Source organism: Agarivorans sp. OAG1 (genome assembly GCF_037076485.1).
GTDB classification, from domain to species: Bacteria; Pseudomonadota; Gammaproteobacteria; order Enterobacterales; family Celerinatantimonadaceae; genus Agarivorans; species Agarivorans albus.
Genome location: NZ_AP028990.1, coordinates 2,157,763 through 2,176,777 on the forward strand (window position 1 = coordinate 2,157,763; position 19,015 = coordinate 2,176,777).

At 42.7% G+C, this 19,015-nt stretch carries 16 protein-coding genes; 10 read left to right on the forward strand and 6 right to left on the reverse strand.

Annotated features, from left to right (window positions below; translation table 11 throughout):
* The first annotated feature begins 37 nt into the window (after positions 1-37).
* The 6 genes from OAG1_RS09800 to OAG1_RS09825 all read left to right on the forward strand — a co-directional run bounded on the left by OAG1_RS09800 (position 38) and on the right by OAG1_RS09825 (position 7,215).
* The gene (locus tag OAG1_RS09800; RefSeq protein ID WP_338626188.1) at positions 38-1,366 is read left to right on the forward strand and encodes a serine hydrolase domain-containing protein; all 1,329 of its coding nucleotides are present in this window, start codon (positions 38-40) and stop codon (positions 1,364-1,366) included.
* 90 nt (positions 1,367-1,456) lie between these two features.
* The gene (locus tag OAG1_RS09805) at positions 1,457-1,675 is read left to right on the forward strand and encodes a DUF1656 domain-containing protein (RefSeq protein ID WP_152784646.1); all 219 of its coding nucleotides are present in this window, start codon (positions 1,457-1,459) and stop codon (positions 1,673-1,675) included.
* 17 nt (positions 1,676-1,692) lie between these two features.
* Entirely contained in the window at positions 1,693-2,574 is an 882-nt protein-coding gene (locus OAG1_RS09810) for an HlyD family secretion protein (protein WP_338626193.1), read from the forward strand.
* A complete protein-coding gene (locus OAG1_RS09815) occupies positions 2,561-3,568 on the forward strand; it encodes an FUSC family protein (RefSeq protein WP_338626195.1) in 1,008 nt (335 codons plus the stop codon). The genes OAG1_RS09810 and OAG1_RS09815 overlap by 14 nt, the downstream gene beginning before the upstream one ends.
* 486 nt (positions 3,569-4,054) lie before the next feature.
* Complete coding sequence (locus OAG1_RS09820; protein WP_338626197.1) at positions 4,055-5,683, forward strand: hypothetical protein; 1,629 nt, start codon at positions 4,055-4,057, stop codon at positions 5,681-5,683.
* Between the two features lie 146 nt (positions 5,684-5,829).
* Positions 5,830-7,215, forward strand: a complete 1,386-nt coding sequence (locus OAG1_RS09825; RefSeq protein ID WP_338626200.1) for a phospholipase D family protein — start codon at positions 5,830-5,832, stop codon at positions 7,213-7,215.
* Between the two features lies 1 nt (position 7,216).
* Here OAG1_RS09825 and OAG1_RS09830 read toward each other — a convergent pair whose 3' ends face one another.
* Positions 7,217-7,690, reverse strand: a complete 474-nt coding sequence (locus OAG1_RS09830; protein WP_016401828.1) for an SRPBCC family protein — start codon at positions 7,688-7,690, stop codon at positions 7,217-7,219.
* A gap of 325 nt (positions 7,691-8,015) precedes the next feature.
* On the opposite strand from OAG1_RS09830, the gene OAG1_RS09835 reads away from it, so the two are divergent.
* Positions 8,016-9,206 (forward strand): BamA/TamA family outer membrane protein, encoded by a 1,191-nt coding sequence (locus OAG1_RS09835; protein WP_338626204.1) that lies wholly within the window; start codon positions 8,016-8,018, stop codon positions 9,204-9,206.
* A 3-nt stretch (positions 9,207-9,209) separates the two neighbouring features.
* Here OAG1_RS09835 and OAG1_RS09840 read toward each other — a convergent pair whose 3' ends face one another.
* The gene (locus OAG1_RS09840) at positions 9,210-9,830 is read right to left on the reverse strand and encodes a LysE family translocator (protein WP_338626207.1); all 621 of its coding nucleotides are present in this window, start codon (positions 9,828-9,830) and stop codon (positions 9,210-9,212) included.
* A 532-nt stretch (positions 9,831-10,362) separates the two neighbouring features.
* Between OAG1_RS09840 and OAG1_RS09845 the strand changes: the two genes are divergently transcribed.
* Both OAG1_RS09845 and OAG1_RS09850 read left to right on the forward strand, forming a co-directional pair.
* Positions 10,363-11,637 carry an OFA family MFS transporter gene (locus OAG1_RS09845; protein WP_338626209.1) on the forward strand — a complete coding sequence of 425 codons (1,275 nt, stop codon included), beginning with the start codon at positions 10,363-10,365 and terminating at the stop codon, positions 11,635-11,637.
* Between the two features lie 340 nt (positions 11,638-11,977).
* The gene (locus OAG1_RS09850; RefSeq protein WP_016401824.1) at positions 11,978-12,460 is read left to right on the forward strand and encodes a peptidylprolyl isomerase; all 483 of its coding nucleotides are present in this window, start codon (positions 11,978-11,980) and stop codon (positions 12,458-12,460) included.
* Positions 12,461-12,465: 5 nt separating this feature from the next.
* On the opposite strand, the gene OAG1_RS09855 is transcribed toward OAG1_RS09850, so the two are convergent.
* The gene (locus OAG1_RS09855) at positions 12,466-14,025 is read right to left on the reverse strand and encodes a phospholipase D family protein (protein ID WP_338626212.1); all 1,560 of its coding nucleotides are present in this window, start codon (positions 14,023-14,025) and stop codon (positions 12,466-12,468) included.
* Positions 14,026-14,190: 165 nt separating this feature from the next.
* Between OAG1_RS09855 and OAG1_RS09860 the strand changes: the two genes are divergently transcribed.
* Entirely contained in the window at positions 14,191-16,329 is a 2,139-nt protein-coding gene (locus OAG1_RS09860; RefSeq protein WP_338626214.1) for a YgiQ family radical SAM protein, read from the forward strand.
* 29 nt (positions 16,330-16,358) lie between these two features.
* Here OAG1_RS09860 and OAG1_RS09865 read toward each other — a convergent pair whose 3' ends face one another.
* From OAG1_RS09865 to OAG1_RS09875, 3 genes are read right to left on the reverse strand one after another with little or no spacing between them, the layout of a single operon-like run.
* On the reverse strand, positions 16,359-16,589 hold the full coding sequence (locus OAG1_RS09865; RefSeq protein WP_338626216.1) for a hypothetical protein: 231 nt from the start codon (positions 16,587-16,589) through the stop codon (positions 16,359-16,361).
* 5 nt (positions 16,590-16,594) lie between these two features.
* The gene (gene narL, locus OAG1_RS09870) at positions 16,595-17,230 is read right to left on the reverse strand and encodes a two-component system response regulator NarL (protein ID WP_016401821.1); all 636 of its coding nucleotides are present in this window, start codon (positions 17,228-17,230) and stop codon (positions 16,595-16,597) included.
* 14 nt (positions 17,231-17,244) lie between these two features.
* Positions 17,245-18,933, reverse strand: a complete 1,689-nt coding sequence (locus OAG1_RS09875) for a type IV pili methyl-accepting chemotaxis transducer N-terminal domain-containing protein (RefSeq protein WP_338626219.1) — start codon at positions 18,931-18,933, stop codon at positions 17,245-17,247.
* Between the last annotated feature and the right edge of the window lie 82 nt (positions 18,934-19,015).

Here is a 19,015-nt window from a genome sequence, read left to right on the forward strand (position 1 = left end):
GCAATATAAACACTTACCGTTTTAAAAGAGCTATCCCATGAAAACTAAACAGAGCCTTGCCCGTGGCACCATAATGGCAAACGTTGGCGCAGTGGCAACGGCGATCCGTATCGCTGAACAACCGGATGCTCGGTACATTGAACAGAAGTATGCGCAAATACTTAATCAAGGTGCAGAACCTTTGTTGCCTGTATCAGCTAGCTTGCAGGGATTTTCACTTGAGCAAATTCGTCACGCCCACAAAAACTTTAGCCCTAATCAATTTGTTATGGGGGGCAACGACGCACTTATTTATAACTCGTATTTAAATCGTTTTTTGCCGTCCTCGTTAGTGAATCCAGCGGAATCTAATCATCGACTTGCTCGGTCAATTAACCCATTAATAGGCGAGGTAATAGGTAAAAACCAAACTTGTAGTTTAAACGACTATGTTTCTTTACCGGAAAGCCGAGTGCAAGGCTTAATTATTGTTCAGGCTGGTAAGGTGGTATTCGAGCTCTATCCTGGAATGAAAGCCGAGCAAAACCATGTATGGATGGGGCTGTCGAGTTTAGCAATTAGTATGGTGTTTGCTCAGTTTATTGATGAAGGGAAGATTGATATAGATAGATCTATAAGCGTATACCTACCAGAGTTTCGCAATACCGAGTGGGACAGGGTGAGCATTCGTCAAGCGATTAATGGTACTAGTGGTTTAAACATTACTCCTACTCAACAGACAATGTTTGACCCCAATTCCTATATGTCTCGCTTCTTAGCGGCTCAATTTGGCCGGCCAAATGCATACACCGGTTACCAAGAAAACTGGCTCGACATTGTAAAACAAATTAAAAGAGAAAGAGGGGAGGCAGCTGCCACTGAACAAGGGGTTGGCCCAATAACACGAGCCGTTTTAGCTTATATTGCGGAAGAAATTGAACAGCTGCCTTGGACACAAATTTTTGAAAACAGAATTTGGGGAAATATTAAAGCAGAGGCGCCAATGGTGGTGACCTTAGCGCCAGATGGCACCGCTCTAAGCCACGACTTTATATTGTCTTCGATAGAAGATGCAGCTCGCGTAGCAATGTTACTTTGTCCTAGTTGGCCAACTATTACCGATACCCCGGTATTGCCTGCCAAGCTTATGCTGGACATGAGAAAACGAACTGGCTTAGCGCGAAACAGCGCGTCGCATGCATTTAATTTTGACAAGGTTTATGACGATGGGGCGCGTTGCTTACAAGGCTATTTTGGGCAAGGCATGTATATAGATACTAAGCGCGACTATGTTGCGGTGTATTTTTCGTCACAAGCTTTTGAACCTTTGAGCTGCCCTTCAAAGATGATGGAGTATTTACGTGCGGCTGCAAACCAGTTTTATTAGTTTTGAGGATGTGATCCTTCATTCGCGATTAACTCTTTTCGTTTTTACATTTTAATCTCAGCGTATATCGACTAACACCAAGGCAAAACCATGTTCCAAGAATACTTACCTAAAGAAATTGCAGCTGGGGAAATTTATTTTCCGCCGCTACTTATTGCGTTTGGTGCTGCTTATGTAGCGGCAAATTTGACCATGGTGCTAATTGGTCGTTTAGGCGCGATGAAATATTTATATGCGCCTGTGTTAGTTGAATTGTCACTGTTGGTGATATACGCGGTTGCGCTAAGCCGTTACGTTTTTCCTGCATAAAACACTAGGGAATTTAAATGAAAACCAAAATATTAACTGTATTGCTAGTGGTTGTTGCCGCTACGTTGGCAGGATTAAAGTACCAGCATTATCTTGCTAACCCTTGGACTCGTGATGCGTTGGTAAGAGCTAATATTGTAGAGATTACTCCCCGTGTTACTGGGCCGGTTGTTGCAATTTATGTAGCAGATAATCAACGAGTAAAAAGTGGTGAGTTGTTGTTTGAAATTGATGATAGCGTCTATCAAACGGCTAGCCAGCAAGCAAATGCAAATTTAGCCCAAGCAAAAGCAGTTTTAGCCAGGGCTAATAACGAACAACAGAGAATGAGCGCCCTAGAAAAGCGCACTCCAGGCTCAGTACCAGTAATTACATTAAACAATTTGCAAAATGATGTTCTATCCGCGCAGGCAAATGTTAAAGCTGCGTCTGCTGCGCTAAAGGGGGCTGAGCTTAATTTAAGTTTTACAAAAGTGTATGCCAGCAAGGATGGTTACATTACCAACTTCAATTTAGCTGAAGGTGCACATGTAGTCGCTAATCAACCGGTTGTTGCGTTAATTGATGAATCTAGCTTTTGGATCGAAGGCTTCTTTAAAGAAACGGATATAGAAGCGATGCAGCAAGGTAACATGGCTAAAATCACTTTGATGAGTTACCCCGATACGCCACTAAAAGGCCAAGTAAGCAGTATTGGTTATGGCATAGCGCAAGTAGACGGCAGCACGAGTACTCATATGCTGCCAAGTGTTAACCCTAACTTTGAATGGATACGCTTGGCACAGCGGCTCCCGGTTAAAATTACCGTGACCGAGCTCCCAGCTAATGTTCAGTTAAGAGTAGGGACTACAGCTTCAGTTATGATTAACAAGCAGGTATCCGCTAATGAGCGTAGCTAGCATAAAAGCGATTAAAGTTGCCATTAGCCTAAGTTTAACCATTGTACTAGCGCTAAGCTTTGGCTGGGAGAAACCCTATTGGGCAGCTATTGCGGTGGTAGTAATGGCAACCACCGAAAGCTTTAGCCACGCATTACATAAAGCAAGACAGCGAGTGATTGGCACTGCTAGTGGTGTAGTGCTGGGGTTTGCATTATTGGCGTTATTCGGCCAGCAGCGGGAACTGTTTTTGCTAAGCGAGCTTTTATTGGGGGGCACTGCCGCTTACATGTCTGCCCGCTCTAAATACGCTTATGTTTATAAGATGGCGTTTATAGTGGCAGTGATCGTCTCGTTAGCGAGCGGTTTAAGCCAATCGCTAAGTTTCAGCCTTGCGGTGCTTAGGGTGCAAGAAACGATATTAGGGGTAGTTGTTTATTCGCTAGTTTTTAGCTTGTTGTGGCCAGAGGTAAAAGATCCTAAAACACTGCCGAAGCAAGTTCTTCTTAGCCAAGCAGAGGGGCGTTTACGTGCACTTAAGTTTGTTGTCGTTACCCTAGTCAGTTGGATGTTATGGATATATCTGCCTATGCCTGGAGGATTTATGTTTCCACTCATTGCTGCAACTATGGGCCTTAGCATTATCGAATTTCCTTACCACTACCTCAACAAGATATTAGGATTAGTCTATGTTTGGGCTTGCGTTGTGCTTACTCAGTATGTGTTTGTGTTACCACTTTTAGACAATGCATGGCAGCTTGGGGCATTTTACTTTGTGAATACATTTGCCGTTTGGCGTTTGTTTCCAAAGGATAATCAAGTACCCATGAGGATCCTTGGCGGCCAGTTTTTGGTATTGCTAACGATGAACGCTCAGCACTTAAGGCCGGTATTTGATATAAATGCCTCATTGCAGATGCTGTTATTCCTGAGCCTAATTTTAATTATCGTTCGTTTTGTTATTCACTTTGTAGATACATTTTTTAGCACAAACATGTTGGCTGAAGCCAAATGAGCCGACAACAATTGTTAATTGGCATGCACTTTTCTGCACTTGGTAAACGGACTGCATTACAATAACCTTCTATTCATTACCACTATTCCACAAAGGGCCCTTAGCTAGCATTAATCTTATTAGGTTGCGTTTTTGTGGTGCTGTCTTTGCAGCCTTCTTCGAAGCTCTTCTGAGTATCTAATCCGAACAAGGATGTTGGGTGAGCTTGTCTTTATCTAGTTACTTATCCGGCGTTATCTCTTTTGTTAAAACCTACAAGTTTTTCAGTTAGCCAGGTATTGGATAAGGCTAATAATTAAACTGAGGATTCGATCCATCATCACTGATTAACGCCTTAATCTTGCCTCTTTTATTCTACGCCCATCAGCAGAGCGGGGAGTCGTTGCCAGCTCTATTAATTCGTTGACCTAACGTAATAGTTAGATAGGGACGTTTGCTTATACGTTTCGTTGATAAACCTTTTGAGTTTTTCAATTTGGAACTGTAATGACAACACTTTACAACACAACACCACGCTCTTGGATTAAAGCAGCATTACTATCTAGTTTCATGTTTTCTGCAACCGCATTTGCGGAACACGAAGACACCTCTAACTTAGAGAATGCAAATGAATTTAGCGAGTTGCGAGATTTAAATATTCCTGAACATCTTCCTGGCCTGGCCTTAAGTGATTTAGGACAAACTGAGCACTTTGTTGAGCACGTAACTAAAAGCTTTACAGGAAAGCATGGTACCGAAACAACAGAGTACTTTTTGGTCCATAGTACTGACCTTAAAGGCCGCATGAATCTGAACATTCGTTACAAAGAAGAAAACCTAAAACACAGAAAGGGCTTATTAAAAGAAATCGAGAAGCTGGCGATGACAGAATACAAGTTGCGCCAATACGCGAGTACCTACGACAAAAGCTCTTTGCAGGTTGACCAGAATAACGATGGTAGTGCGACGGTGAGTTTTAACTATTCAAAGTTTGCGTTGCCCCAAGACTTAGCATTCTTCCGATTTATGCAAGTGAAAATGACGGTAAGAAACGGTTTAGTGAAAGAAATGGTTATTACCAATAATCAACCGTTCAAACACGATCTAGGAAGAGTAAATAAGTATCGCCAGGTACTTAAACTTGAAGTGCTAGATACTGGTGAGTACGTTATTAAACACAAAGAGGTAAACGCAACAGGTACATGTAAAGGCCATGCCTGCGAATTAGACATGGAAATCAAACCGGTCGCGTTTTATGACAATGCTGCGGGAGCCATTATTAAGGATCAGCAGTTGCTTTCAGAGATGTCTGATCCCCGTGTTCGCGAAGAAAACGTAAAATTAGAAAATGTTCTTCCATTTTTTGGCGATACGTTACGTAGAAAGGGCATCGACTTGCCAAAACCCTATGGTTTTTCTATGGCTTACCGTGGCCAAGAGACTAACTTCGATTTTACCAGCTTTAGTGTTTTTGGTTTAAGCCCAGCACTTTTAGAAACTTTCTTTGACCCAGAAAAAACTCATGCGGTAGTAAATACCGAGAGCTTTACCCTTCGTGGAGACGCCTACATCTTGCCATTTTGGAATGTATTTGGCTTGGTAGGAAAGCTAAACGTAGATGCCGATGTACAAGCCCATTTTAAAGGGATCGACCAATGTTTTGGTTTGGTGGTTGGAGAAAAGTGTTTAGGTGAATACATTTACGTTCCATCTGGTGATTTTAATGTTCCAATTCATCTTGAGTATGACTTACTTGGCGCAGGCACCACCTTGTCTATCGGTTATAAGAACTTGTTTGCCTCGTTAACTGGCACTGTAACGAAAACCAAAATGAATGGTGCAGATGATTGGGGTGGCAGTATTTTCACCGCGCAACCGATGCTTGGTTACCAGTTTCAGCAACAACGAGCTCAAGTGTTTATTGGTGCTGAATATCAAGGATACGATGACTACATGACAGGTACTGTACGTTTCCAAGGTATTGAAATGGACTATAACGTAGGTATTCGCAGTCAACGTTGGGCTGGCCTCATTGGCTTTAATAAAGAGCTAGACAAAAACTTCAATGTCACTGGCATTATTAATGTGGGTAAAGACCGCACAGCTGCCACCTTAAATGTTGGTTACCGTTTCTAAGTATTGTTGAGCAAGGATGCTCGTTTAAGTTCTCTATCTTCACGTTTAAATTTAGGTTCCTTATGCACTCTATTAATCAATGTGTAGCCAATCTAGTTTCTAACTTTTGGCAAATTAGGTCGTTGGTGGTACTAGGATTATTTTGTATGTTAGCGGGGTGCTCAAGTGCACCACCGCCAATAGCTGAAGACTTAACCAGTAACTGGCAGCCCGAGACTGTGCCTGCTCAAGTCTATTTAATACCAAATGGGAAAGAGGCGTTAGCTCATCGCATAGCGGCAGTTCGAAACGCTAAGTCTTACGTATTGCTGGAGTATTTTACTTGGGACCACGACCTAAGTGGGGCCTACTTATACCGAGAGCTGAGAATGGCTGCCGACAGAGGTGTAAAAGTAAAGTTAGTTCTTGATGACCTACTTGAATTTAATGATATGTGGTTAAGAACATTGGCCGCTCACCAAAACATTGAAATACGCATTTTTAATCCTTTTGAAGCTCGTCAGCTGGGCTGGTTTAGCCGCATGTTTGATTTTCAGATCCATAAAAACAAACGTAATCATCGCTTACATGAAAAGCTACTGCTAGTGGATGGTGATTTAATGATTACTGGTGGGCGCAATATCGGTGATAGTTATTTTGAATACAGTAAAAAAGCAAACTTTTTCGATTTGGACTTGTTGGTAAAAGGAGCTGTGTTAGCGGCCTTTGAGATAAACTTTAATCAGTTGTTTCAGAGTGGGAGTGCGGTTGATGTTCAGACCTTAGTGGGAAAACCAAGGGCAGAAGAGCGCGACTATTTTTTAGCGGGTTTTACCAAGCTTGCCAACAAATACCCCTTGCAGCTAGCTGCGATTGCGGGCAGTGTGTTGACTATCGCTGAACCAGAATACACTTCTGTTGAAGCGACCGCTTTGTTTGATTCACTTAATAAACTTGAAGACAAACAACCTTATCATCGAGAGCGTTTGTCTAAAACTATTCAGCAGAAGCATAAGCAGATTGGCCAGCTAGTTATATCTACACCGTATTTATTACCTAAAGCCGTTGGAGAAAGTGATATACAAAGATTCAAGCAAGCTGGTGCAGAGGTAACGGCTATTACTGCTGGTAAAACGGGCAGTGATTCAGCATTTGTAGGAGCGTATTATTCACCCTATCGAAAACAGTTATTACAACAAGACGTTAAACTCTATGAGTTTGCTCCAGATAAAGAGAAAGGACACGCTAAGCATTATTACCACGTAAAAGCGTTGGTTGTGAATAAGCAGTGCAGTTATGTTGGGTCCTCTAATTTTGATCCGCGCTCCGATCATCTTAATCTCGAGTTTGGTTTGTACCTATGCGGAGAAGGCTTTGCTGAACAGTTAGAAGACTATTTGTTCCAAGATCGCGATACCCATTTGTGGCAACTTGGATTGACCGAGAAAGGAGAGACTATTTGGCAGCAAGGAAAACAACAGCGTATTAAGGCGTCAGGGAGCAAAATAAGCGATGCGATATATCGCTCGCTGGGTTTAGTTTACGATCTCTAAGTTAACGGGCTTGTTGTTGCAGTTCTTCAAGCCAATGTTGATGATAGCTATTAATTTGCTTGGGAAGAAAAAACTTAGTGAGCCAGCTTATTCCATTACGTTGGGTTGTCTCAGTAATAATTGAACAGCCGTCTGCTTGGCAGTCTAACTTCCAAGCGTGATACATATCTATACTGCCAGATTTGCCTTTCCAAGCGATTTTTTTGTTAGGCACAAATTCGACCACTGTGCATTCGAATTGAAGCTTTTTAGTTTTCCAAAGAAAGACCGTGCCTTTTTCTAACTCTAAGCCGTTACCGTTTAACAGCTGCACAGAGGTCGCTTTATTCTTCCAGGTTGGCCAACACGGCGCCTTAATCAAACATGCCCAAACTCGCTCTGCAGGGACTTTGCTGGGCACCGCATTTTTAACATGAATTTGCGCGTTTCGAGGATGATAGTAATCTGGCCAGTTAATCTTTGTTTCCTTGAACATTCGCTTCACCATAATGAGTAAACAAGCAATATCGACATAAAAGAGCTTACATTTATATATTGTAGCGCAGGGTGTAACTCGCTTTTGTTTGGTTCGGATATATTGCGTTTTACCTATGTTAACGAGTGAAGCAACTTTCTCCAACTAAGCATAAAAAATACGTCTATCCAATAAGTTATAACGATACTACTTTGACGGATTTAGTCCTACAAACAAGATTTAGCACTACGCCAAAGTAAGCTTAAAGTAGCGTAATTCCTTCAAAAGCTGAAATTGCCAGTTTTAGAGTTAAACAAACAACTAAGTAATTAAACAAAGGTTATTAATGAAAACTACATGGGCGGCGATGGCGTTGTCGGTTTTGTCTATTAGCGTTTATTCAACCGATAGCACTGCCTCATATTTTGACGAAGTTGATGGACAGTTTGATTTGGGGCATCACCTTGCAGAGAATGCCTATGGCTTTTTGCCTATTCCTATTCTAATAACTGAACCTGCTGTTGGCGCTGGTGGCGGTGCTATGGGGCTATTTCTTCATGAAACTGAAGAAGAGAAAATAGCCCGTAAGAAGCTAGCGATGTCATCACTAGATGGTGGTGCACAGTTGATACCCTCGGCAATTACTTTAGTGGGAGCAGCAGGCACCGAGAATGGTACTTGGTTTGCTTTTGCCGGACATCGACATTCATGGATGAAGGATTCAATCCGCTATACCGGTGGAATGGGCTTGGGGAAAGCTAATCTGAATATTTATAAAGATCTGTCTTTAGGTGATTTTACTAAAAGCATGCAGATTGGTACTAAAACCGAGGGCGCTCTAGCCCTGCAAAAGCTTCAGTTTCGTATCGCTGATACTCCTCTGATGTTGGGTGCTAAGCAAATTGTAGGTGTAAGCAAAGTAACGTTTGATACTGGTAACTCTAATGCGGATAAGCTGCTAAATGGCTTGTTAGGCAAGGTGTGGGGGGATGAGTCGATCACTTCTGGTCTAGGTTTTATTGCCGAATACGACACCAGAGACAATATTTTTTACCCAACTAGGGGGTATAAACTAAACGCAGATTACATGATTTACGATAAAAAATTGGGCAGCGATTGGGACTACCAAAATTTGAATGTGGATGGAGAGGTGTATATTCCATTAGGTAGAAAATGGAACCTAGCTTTTGCTGGCAATTATCAACTCTTTAGCTCTGATGAATTGTTTTTATCACCCACAGCGCGACCCTATGTAGGCTTGCGAGGGGTATCCGCCTATCGGTATCAAGGTGACGAGATTCATACTCTACAATCACAACTTACTTACTCGATTGATCACCGTTGGACTATCTCGGCTTTCTATGGTGCTGGACAAGCACTACAGGAAAGTGAGTTAGCTACAGATGAAAGCGTACAGTCTGTGGGCGCAGGCTTTCGTTATCAAATCGCCCGAAGATATGGTCTTCGCCTAGGGATGGATTTTGCCTACAGCGGCGAGGAAAGCGCTGTGTATTTCCAAGTAGGGAGTGGTTTTTAAACCCTAGGTGGATATTAGCCAAATTCCCACTCCAATCATGAGCGTTCCGGAGATGCGATTTAACAAGCGTACATTGCCGCTTTTGTTTAAGAATAACCGTAAGGTTTTTCCACCGGTTGCATAAAGAGTCATACAAACAAACTCAGAAATTAGAATTATGCCTACCAATACACTTAGTTGCAGGGGAAGGGCTTTGTCCGCTTGGATAAAAGGCGGTAACAGTGAAATCATAAAGGCCCAACCTTTAGGGTTTGCTATTGCTGTTACCAGCCCCTGAGTGGCTAATTGCCAAGGGCTAACTTGCGCTTGCTGTTCAATTTTTTCGGGTATAGCCATCTTTCCGCGAGAGCGCCACATTTGGATCCCTAGGTAACCAAGATAGCTGCCGCCAAGCCATTTTAACAAGGTAAACACATCTGGGTAACGTAGCATAATTGCAGCAACACCAAGTACAGCAAGCACTGCAACTATGCCTACTCCTATCATTTCACCTAGCATCATCCAAAAGGTGCGGCGCAGCCCAATGGTCATGCCTAAGGTCATCGCTAGCGTCATACACATGCCAGGTGTAATAGAAACGAAGAAGAAGGTAGGGATAAAGATGAGTAGGGTAGACAGATCCATGGAGTAACCAACAGCATTTTTCAAAGGCTACAGTGTACTCTTTTTATTTTTAGATAAAAGTTACCAGAACTATTCGTTGTCTTTGGTTAGTTGTAAGGCTACAAAATTTGGCGGCGCTGATAAATGCCTGTTAAACGCGGTTTGCTTTGGTCTAGAGACCACAAAAATAGTTCTAACTCTGCTTTTTCTCCCCAGTGGAAGACTAGATAGAATTAACAAAAGAACAAACAGTTAGCCAAGATTAAGGAGAGAAAACTACGTCATTTATGCGCATGATTATTCACTAACTGTGGTGCGTGTTTATTTCGTGGGTTTGGTGGAATAAAGGTTTTTATTCTTGATGTGGGGTTTGGTTGATCTTGTTGGTGATATTATCATTTGCTGCAGTCTGTTTTTTGAACTGTGTCACTAAGCTGACTTTAATAAGCACTTGACTGTAAATTGAACTGATTTAGGTCAAAAATGCTTCAGATCTAGCGTTCTACAGTATAAGGACAATAAATGGATTTAATGTTCTTACAAGGAGTAGGTAATGAAAAACCGTTGGCTTATTGCTGCATCTGCCGTTGGGCTACATGCCTCTATCGGGTCGGTATACGCGTTCAGCGTATTTAAGAAACCCCTAGGTCAGCTGTTGGAGTCAGCGACCAACAATGAAATTGCTTGGACCTTCAGTTTTGCGATTTTCTTCCTAGGCTTATCTGCAGCGATTATGGGGCACTTCGTTGAGAAGAATGGTCCGCGCAAAGCGGGTATGCTCGCAGCTACGTTTTTCGGTGGTGGCCTGTTAATTGCGGGTTTTGGCGCCTATATTCAAAACCTTTATCTGATCTGGCTCGGCTATGGTGTGTTAGGCGGTATAGGATTAGGGATTGGATATATTACTCCCGTATCTACGTTAGTTAAGTGGTTTCCAGATCGTCGTGGTCTTGCCACTGGCTTAGCGATTATGGGCTTTGGCTTTGGCGCTATGGTAGCAGGCCCGGTGTTTAACTTTATTATTGAAACCTTTACCGTTGAGGGCAATGGTATTGCTTTCACTTGGTGGATCACCGGAGTTGTATATCTAGTTATCATGTTTGCTTCTGCGTCTTATTTAGAGCGGCCACCACAGGGTTGGATGCCAGATGCAATGAAGGCTGCGGTTGAGTCAGGTGAAAAGAAAGTTGTAGAGGATTTAACCCAACTAACGGCCAACGAAGCGGTTAAAACTGGTCCCTTTTATGGCTTGTGGGTGATGATGTTTATTAACATCTCCTGTGGCATTGCGGTGATTTACGCAGCCTCACCCTTGGCTCAAGAGAGCATTGGATTAAGCCCGGCGGAGGCCGCTGGTGTGGTTGGCTTAATGTCGCTGTTTAACGGACTAGGTCGAATTGCTTGGGCTTCACTATCCGATGTACTTGGTCGCCCAAATACCTATATGATTTTCTTCTTAATTCAAATAGTTGCTTTCTGTTTGCTGCCAAACATTACTAGCATCATTTTGTTCCAGGTTGTTCTATATACCATTCTAACTTGTTACGGTGGCGGCTTTGCAACCCTGCCAGCCTTTATTGGAGATCTATTCGGTACTAAGGAGCTGAGTGCCATTCACGGCTATGTGCTTACCGCCTGGGCACTGGCTGGTTTGGCTGGCCCACAGATCGCAGCTTACGTTAAAACAACAACTGGCAGTTACGAGATGACGCTCTACATTTTTGCTGGTGTATTTGTTATTGCCTTAATCGCGTCTTTGCTGATGAAGTCTTACATGACCCGCGCGCGTGCTGAAATGGATGTGGCAGCGCAAACGGCTCACGCATAAGCAAATGTTGTGGTAACTATAAAAAAGGGGCTGTGAGCCCCTTTTTTAGTCACTAAAGAGTGTGGTCGCCATTAGACAAAAGAGCTTATTCAGATTGGGTGATCTTGAATCTATAACTTCATGGCTGTGTTTGGTAAGCGGCATGGATTTATATCTTTAGTGGGAATTTCCTATAGCTTGTTTCTTATCAAACCGAACACTTTTACAAGGTTTCAAAGAGCCGCAAATTGCCAGTTAGCACTATTTTGTTAAATGAATCCTAGATAGTAATTTTGTTTCTGAAGCTTTAGAATTGCCCTGTTAGCAGAGTTCTGCATTATTTTTAACCAAGGAATCTTGAATGATCATTGCAAAAGACGACGTTGCCGTTTTTGAATACACTGTAACCGCTAATGGCGAACAACTTGATACTTCCGAAGGCAAAGAGCCTTTGGCAATTATTGTTGGCCATGGTCAGTTAGTACCTGGCTTAGAGCAAGCGCTAGTTGGCAAGCAGGTTGGCGACAAGTTTGATGCAGATATTGCTGCCGAAGATGCTTATGGCGAGCGTAACGATAACCTTGTTCAAGCTGTGCCAAAGAGTATGTTTGGTGATGTCGAAGTGGAAGTAGGCATGCAGTTTCGCGCTACTACCGACGAAGGTGAGCAATCAGTAATTATTATCGGTATGGAAGAAGACGAAGTAATTGTTGACGGCAACCACCCATTAGCCGGAATCGATTTGGCTTTCTCAATTGAAGTGACCGAAGTTCGTAAAGCGACTGAAGAAGAGTTAGCTCACGGCCATGTTCACGCTGCTGGTGGCTGTGGTCACCACCACTAAGCCTGCTAAAGTTGGTCTTCTATTGGTAGAAGACCAACTATCCAAGCTTGAAACTTTCGCCATCCGCTGGCTTTAGGCTCACTATCGTAGCGTACTTCAGCTTGCTCTCTAAATGTTTCTACCCACTCTAATTGTTGCTTGTCATCTAGCTCTAGCAAATAGCTTTTAAATGGCAGTTCGTCATGCACTGCGTTAAACACAAGGTATGCCAAATTGGGGCAGGTGAGTAACAAGCCCATTTCTGTATTTAGATTGATAGAGCGAGGATCCCAATTAAAAGAGCCAATAAAGAGCTTTTCTTCATCAATTACAAAGACTTTGCTATGTAAACTTGCCCTAGATGCACCTTTACCAAAAAAGGCTAAGCGTTGTTTTTGCTTTGCATCCGGTTTTACTTCATAAAGAAATACATTCCCTTCTACCAAGCGTTTGCGATACTTTTTGTAACCAGAGTGAACGGCTGCGACATCGGTTGCTGCAAGCGAATTGGTAATCACACTTACGTCTATGCCTTTGTGGGCAAGTTCTATTAAACCTGAGGTACCTTCTTCGCCGGGCACAAAATACGGAGAGCTAAGTAAAATACTTTGCTCTGACTGCTCAAGTACACTGGCTAAATTTGTAGATACATCGCTAGCAAAGTCCCCATCTTTATTGGGATGATCAACTAGTAGCCTGCCGTCACACCAATATAGATAATCGCGAAAGGTTTTATCTTCGATTAATTTTGCGTAACGTAAATGGGCAACAACAAAAGACTTAACACTATTTTTAAAAATCTGTTGTTCTAAACGGCGATATTGCGCTTGTATGTCTATTTGCTTGGTATTTAAGGATTCAATGGGGTAGCTTCGAATGTTATTCCAATAGAGATCAAAGGCTTGATTTACTTCATCGACTATCGGCCCTAAGGCAATGGCATCGATGTCAGAGAACTCTAGATCATCTTTAGCGCTAAAGTATTCATCGCCGATATTGCGTCCGCCTACTACAGTAATTAGGCCATCAATAGTTAGCGATTTATTGTGCATGCGGCTATTTAAACGCTCAAAGTCGCCCACCATGTTTGTTGCTCTAAAGGTGCGGTCGTAAAATGGGTTGAAGACCCTTACTTCGATATTGTCATGCAAGGCCATGGCTTTGAGAACATCGTCGTAATTGGAGGTATTAATGTCGTCAATTAGCAGGCGAACCCGTACCCCTCGGTCAGCAGCCCCAATTAAGTTACCGAGAAAAATAGCCCCCGTCATGTCTTCTTTAATCATGTAGTACTGCGCATCAATGCTTAATTGCGCTTCTTCAATTAACGCAATTCTAGCGGCAAAGGCACTTATGCCATCAGACAGAACCGCAATGCCATTTTTACCTGGTTGATACTGGGTAATTTGATTTACTTTGAATTGATTTTCGGACTCGACACCGGGCTTAACGGTGTAACTTGGCTGCTTATATTGTTGAATTAGCTCGTCAGATGGGCGCTGGGCACAGGCAAAAAGCAGTTGGCTTACAAAAAATATTAAAAGTAGGTGAGCGCTAGGCCGCTGCAATTCCATATGCTTCTTCAATAAGTAACTCGCTAAATATTAAAAGAAATTTTAGGTTATTTGTGGTCATTTAGCTAGCGAGTTTACAGAGCTAGAGCCTGTAATTGTTAACTTGCTGTTAATCCGTTTCCTAGCAACTAAAATAACGTATATAATGTCGCGCTTGATTTTACGAGACCAATTTTTATGCAAACTGCGCCAACTCTATTTAAACCTGAAACTTGCGTGAATCGTCAGCGTGCTGCTGCGCCATTCTTACCTATGTCACGTAAGGAAATGAAAACCTTAGGTTGGGATAGCTGTGACATTATTTTGGTAACCGGTGACGCTTACGTTGATCACCCCAGCTTTGGCATGGCAGTTATTGGCCGTATGTTAGAGGCCAAAGGCTTCAGAGTTGGGATTATTGCTCAGCCAGAGTGGACCAGCAAAGATGCCTTTATGAAACTAGGCAAGCCCAATTTATTTTTTGGGGTAACTGCTGGCAACATGGATTCGATGATCAACCGCTACACGGCAGACAGAAAGCTACGGCATGACGATGCTTATACGCCAAATAATGAAGGGGGTAAACGCCCCGACCGCGCCGTAATTGTATACTCACAACGTTGTAAAGAAGCCTACAAAGATGTGCCAGTGGTACTTGGCGGAATAGAAGCAAGCTTACGCCGTATTGCTCACTATGATTACTGGTCTGATAAAGTGCGTCGTTCGGTACTGTTTGATGCAAAAGCAGAGCTGCTTATCTACGGAAATGCCGAGCGTCCTTTGGTAGAAGTTGCACACCGCCTTAGCCAAGGTGAGGCAATTAGCGAACTAAATGATGTTCGCGGAACGGCGATTATTCGTAAAGAAGCGTTGCCCGGCTGGAGTGGCTTGGATTCAAGCCATCTAGATAAGCCTGGAAAAATTGACCCTATTCCTAGCCCGTATGCCGAAATAGAGGAAAGCTGTTCGAGTAAAGAGACTGAGACAGTTGACCCCAAAGAAGCTGAGCAAGCTAAACCGATTGTTGTGCAATTGGAAAAGAAACGCCCTTGGGAAAACGTATATATTAATTTGCCAGCGTTTGAGCAAGTTAAAGTTAACCAAGTGCTTTACGCCCATGCATCTCGGATTTTCCACTTAGAAACTAACCCAGGCTGTGCCCGAGCATTAGCTCAGCGCCATGGTGATAGAATTGTTTGGCTTAACCCTCCTGCATTGCCGTTAAGCACTGAAGATATGGATGGCGTGTTTGGTTTGCCTTATCAGCGTGTGCCACACCCAAGTTACGGCAAAGCTAAGATCCCTGCCTACGACATGATTAAGTTTTCAATTAACATCATGCGTGGTTGTTATGGTGGTTGTACTTTCTGTTCAATTACCGAGCACGAAGGGCGAATTATTCAAAGCCGCTCAGAAGATTCCATCATCAACGAGATCGAGCAGATCAGAGATCAAGTTCCTGGATTTACAGGCGTTATTTCTGATTTAGGTGGCCCAACTGCCAATATGTATCGGCTAAATTGTAAAAGCCCAAAAGCCGAAGAAACTTGTCGCCGCTTGTCTTGTGTTTATCCGACTATTTGTCACCACATGGATACCGACCATACACCAACTATCGACCTGTATCGTAGGGCGCGAAAGGTGGAAGGGATCAAAAAGATTCTAATTGCTTCTGGTGTGCGTTACGACCTTGCCATTGAAGACCCTCGTTACGTTAAGGAACTCGCCTTACACCACGTTGGTGGTTACCTAAAAATTGCGCCAGAGCATACTGAGGAAGGCCCGTTATCTAAGATGATGAAACCCGGTATGGGCACTTATCATAAGTTTAAAGAGCTGTTTGATAAATACTCGAAAGAGGCCGGTAAAAAGCAGTACTTGATCCCTTATTTTATTTCGGCGCATCCAGGCACTAAAGATGAAGACATGGTGACGCTGGCATTGTGGTTGAAGAAGAACAAGTTTCGATTGGACCAAGTGCAGAACTTCTATCCATCGCCTTTAGCTAACGCAACGACTATGTATCACACCGAGCGAAATCCGCTACATAAGGTTAGCCATACTAGTGAACGTGTATCGGTAGCCAAGAAGGGCCGTCAACGTCGCTTACATAAGGCCTTGCTTCGTTACCATGATGAGAAGAATTGGCCAATCATCCGCGAAGGCTTAACCAATATGGGCCTTACCAAGTTAATTGGCAGTGGCTTACACCATTTGGTACCGGCAGACAGTAAGCGAGGAAGTCGTGGGGCAGGAAACCGTGGTTATAAAGGGGCGAAAAACAGCAATTTTGCAGCCACTCGCTTCACTAACAAGCAATTTAAGCAAAAGCGTTAATCAAAGAAAAGCGGCGTAAAGCCGCTTTTTTATATCAAGTGTCTAACAACATCTAAGCTTACACACACTACTAGTGCGTAAACTGCCCATCTAATTAATGAGTACTCATCGGCATTTAGATTGTTGACGGGCTTGAAGAAGATCCGCAGAGGATTGAACCAATCTTGATGGCGTTTAGCATGCAAAAACATCGCTCTTATCGCGAAGCTCATCGCCAGAATAAGGCAACTGGCTTCACCCATCAGTAGCGTGTTATTCATACGTTTTACGCTATATGTTCAAGATACATCACGGTTAATTCAACTCGCGATTTAGCATTCAACTTACGAAGTAGACTTTTCACGTGAACTTTAACCGTACCTTCGGTAATTTTTAAAGTAGACGCTACTTCGCGGTTGCTGGCACCTTTGGCTATTTCGTTAAGCGTTTGTAATTCACGCTTGGTGACTGTTCCTAGTTTTTCAGCAAATTCGTCGGTTTCGTGCAAGCAGCTAAGGAAGGGGACAAGCTCTTCACTTAATACCTGTTTGCCTGCGGCTGCCTGTTTTAATTGTTCGTGTAGTTGCTCTGGTTCCATATCTTTAAGCAAGTAACCGTCTGCACCAGCGTTAATAAGTTTAATAACGTCTTGTTTCGAATCTGATACGGTGAGGATAATGATGGTAGAGCTTACTTGTTTCTCACGAAGTAGTTTTAATGTATCTAAACCTGATAATCCTTTCATGTTTAAATCTAATAGCACTACATCGGGTTCTAGCTCACTACAAAGCTCCACAGCTTGAGCACCACTGCCAGCTTCAGCAACTACGTTAAACTCAGGTTCAATGCTTAAAAACTGCACAATGCCTTTACGCATTAAAGGGTGGTCATCTACAACAAGAATGTTGATTGGGTCGCTCATAGCTTGCAGGATCCTTAATTACTCTTTCTAGGAAAGGTTAGTTTTACCGAAACACCACCGGACAACGATTGCTCAAAGCGAATATCTCCATCTAGTCGCTGAGCTCGTTCTTGCATTATCTGCAGTCCGTAATGGTCATTAACTTGTTTTAGTTTGCCACCCTGTAAGCCATTATCCGCTATTTCAACAGAAATAAGCTCAGAGTCACCAATACATTTAACCCAAATTTTATCACAGTCAGCATGTTTTAGAGCGTTTATGATCGCTTCTCGAACAATTTGTATTATGTGAATTTGCTTATCTGCTTCCACCATATCGTTGGATATATTGGTCTCAAGCTCTATGACTTGAGAGTGCTGGGTATTTAATTCGTCTACCAGTACTTGTAGTGATTCAACCAGTAGGGCGTTTTTAATGGTTAATCTGAAGGTGGATAGCAACTCTCGTAACTGGATGTAGGCGGCGCTTAATACTGATTGTATTTCTTCGCTAATTTCAAAGCTTTGTTGGCAATCACAAGGGCTTTGTTTAAGTTGCCTTTGCAACAGGCTAGTTTGAATTTTTAAGTAAGATAAAGACTGTGCTAGAGAGTCGTGTAACTCGCGAGCAATTGTAGCGCGCTCTTCCATCAACAACAGTTTTTGCTTTTGCAATAAGCTCTGTTCGAAACGCAGCACTTTAGTGATAGTGCGGCAGTAACTGGTAACAATTGCAGCTCTATCTTCGGGCACCATAGGTAGCTGCAGAGAGCCATATTGCTCTTGATTTAGCTGCAAGGATATTGGCTCTTCAAACTGAACATTTTGTTGGTGTAATTCAACCTCAATGTCCAATTTATCGATGTACAGCTTGGCACCCTTAATACCTAAGGTTTCACAGAGTAGCTTTAGTGATTGCTCTAGGTGTTCCTCATTTAAGGTGCTGTTAAATAGCGTTTGCTCTAGGTTGTACAAGAAGTTTAAATCGCGGTTAGCGCGGCGAAGCTCTTTAGTTTTGGCTTTAACTTGATTTTCAAGTGTTTGGTAAGAGTGCTCCAAGTCTTGTGACATAGACATAATGCCTTTTGCCAAGGTTTCCATTTCGATGCTGGCATAACGGGTTGGCACAGAGATTTTAAAGTCACCTTGTTGCACTTGCTTGGCTGCTTCTACTAATCGATAAATGGGCTTGGAAATATTCTTTTGAATGTACCAAAGCGTGTAAACGGCAATAAAAGTGATGATGGCAAAGGCAATTAATTGAAGCAGGGTTAGTGAGAATACTTTGGCTTCGGAGTTATATTGGGTTTCTGCTACAAATTCGTCGATTAGGTCGACAAATCCCACAATTTGGCGGTCAAATTCGTCAATGTTCTTTTCTATCACAAAGGGTTTTAGTTGTACCCAGCGTTGTTTAACTTTTTGGTAGCGCTGGTTAATTGCATCATCTTGCTCGGCGGCTTTAGTTAAAGCATCACTGTTTAACGAGGTTTCAAATTGTTGAATCTTACGTTCTACTTCTTTGTCGTATACGTTTAAAGCATGTGCCATTCGGTAACTTTGCATACGCAAAGAGCCAGCTATATTGATTGCTTCAGCATCATTTAGGCTGTTTACCAAGGTGGTCAACGAACCAATTGCTACCAAGGCAAAAAGGAACATCATCACACTTAACAAGCGGATTACCGCTGTGCCTATGGAGCGTTTGCCAAAAAAACGTTTCAAAAATAAGTCCTTTTAATTCAATAAAGTTAACCGACAAATATCACAAAGCCAGTGTAACCGTTTAAGAAAGCACTTAACAAAT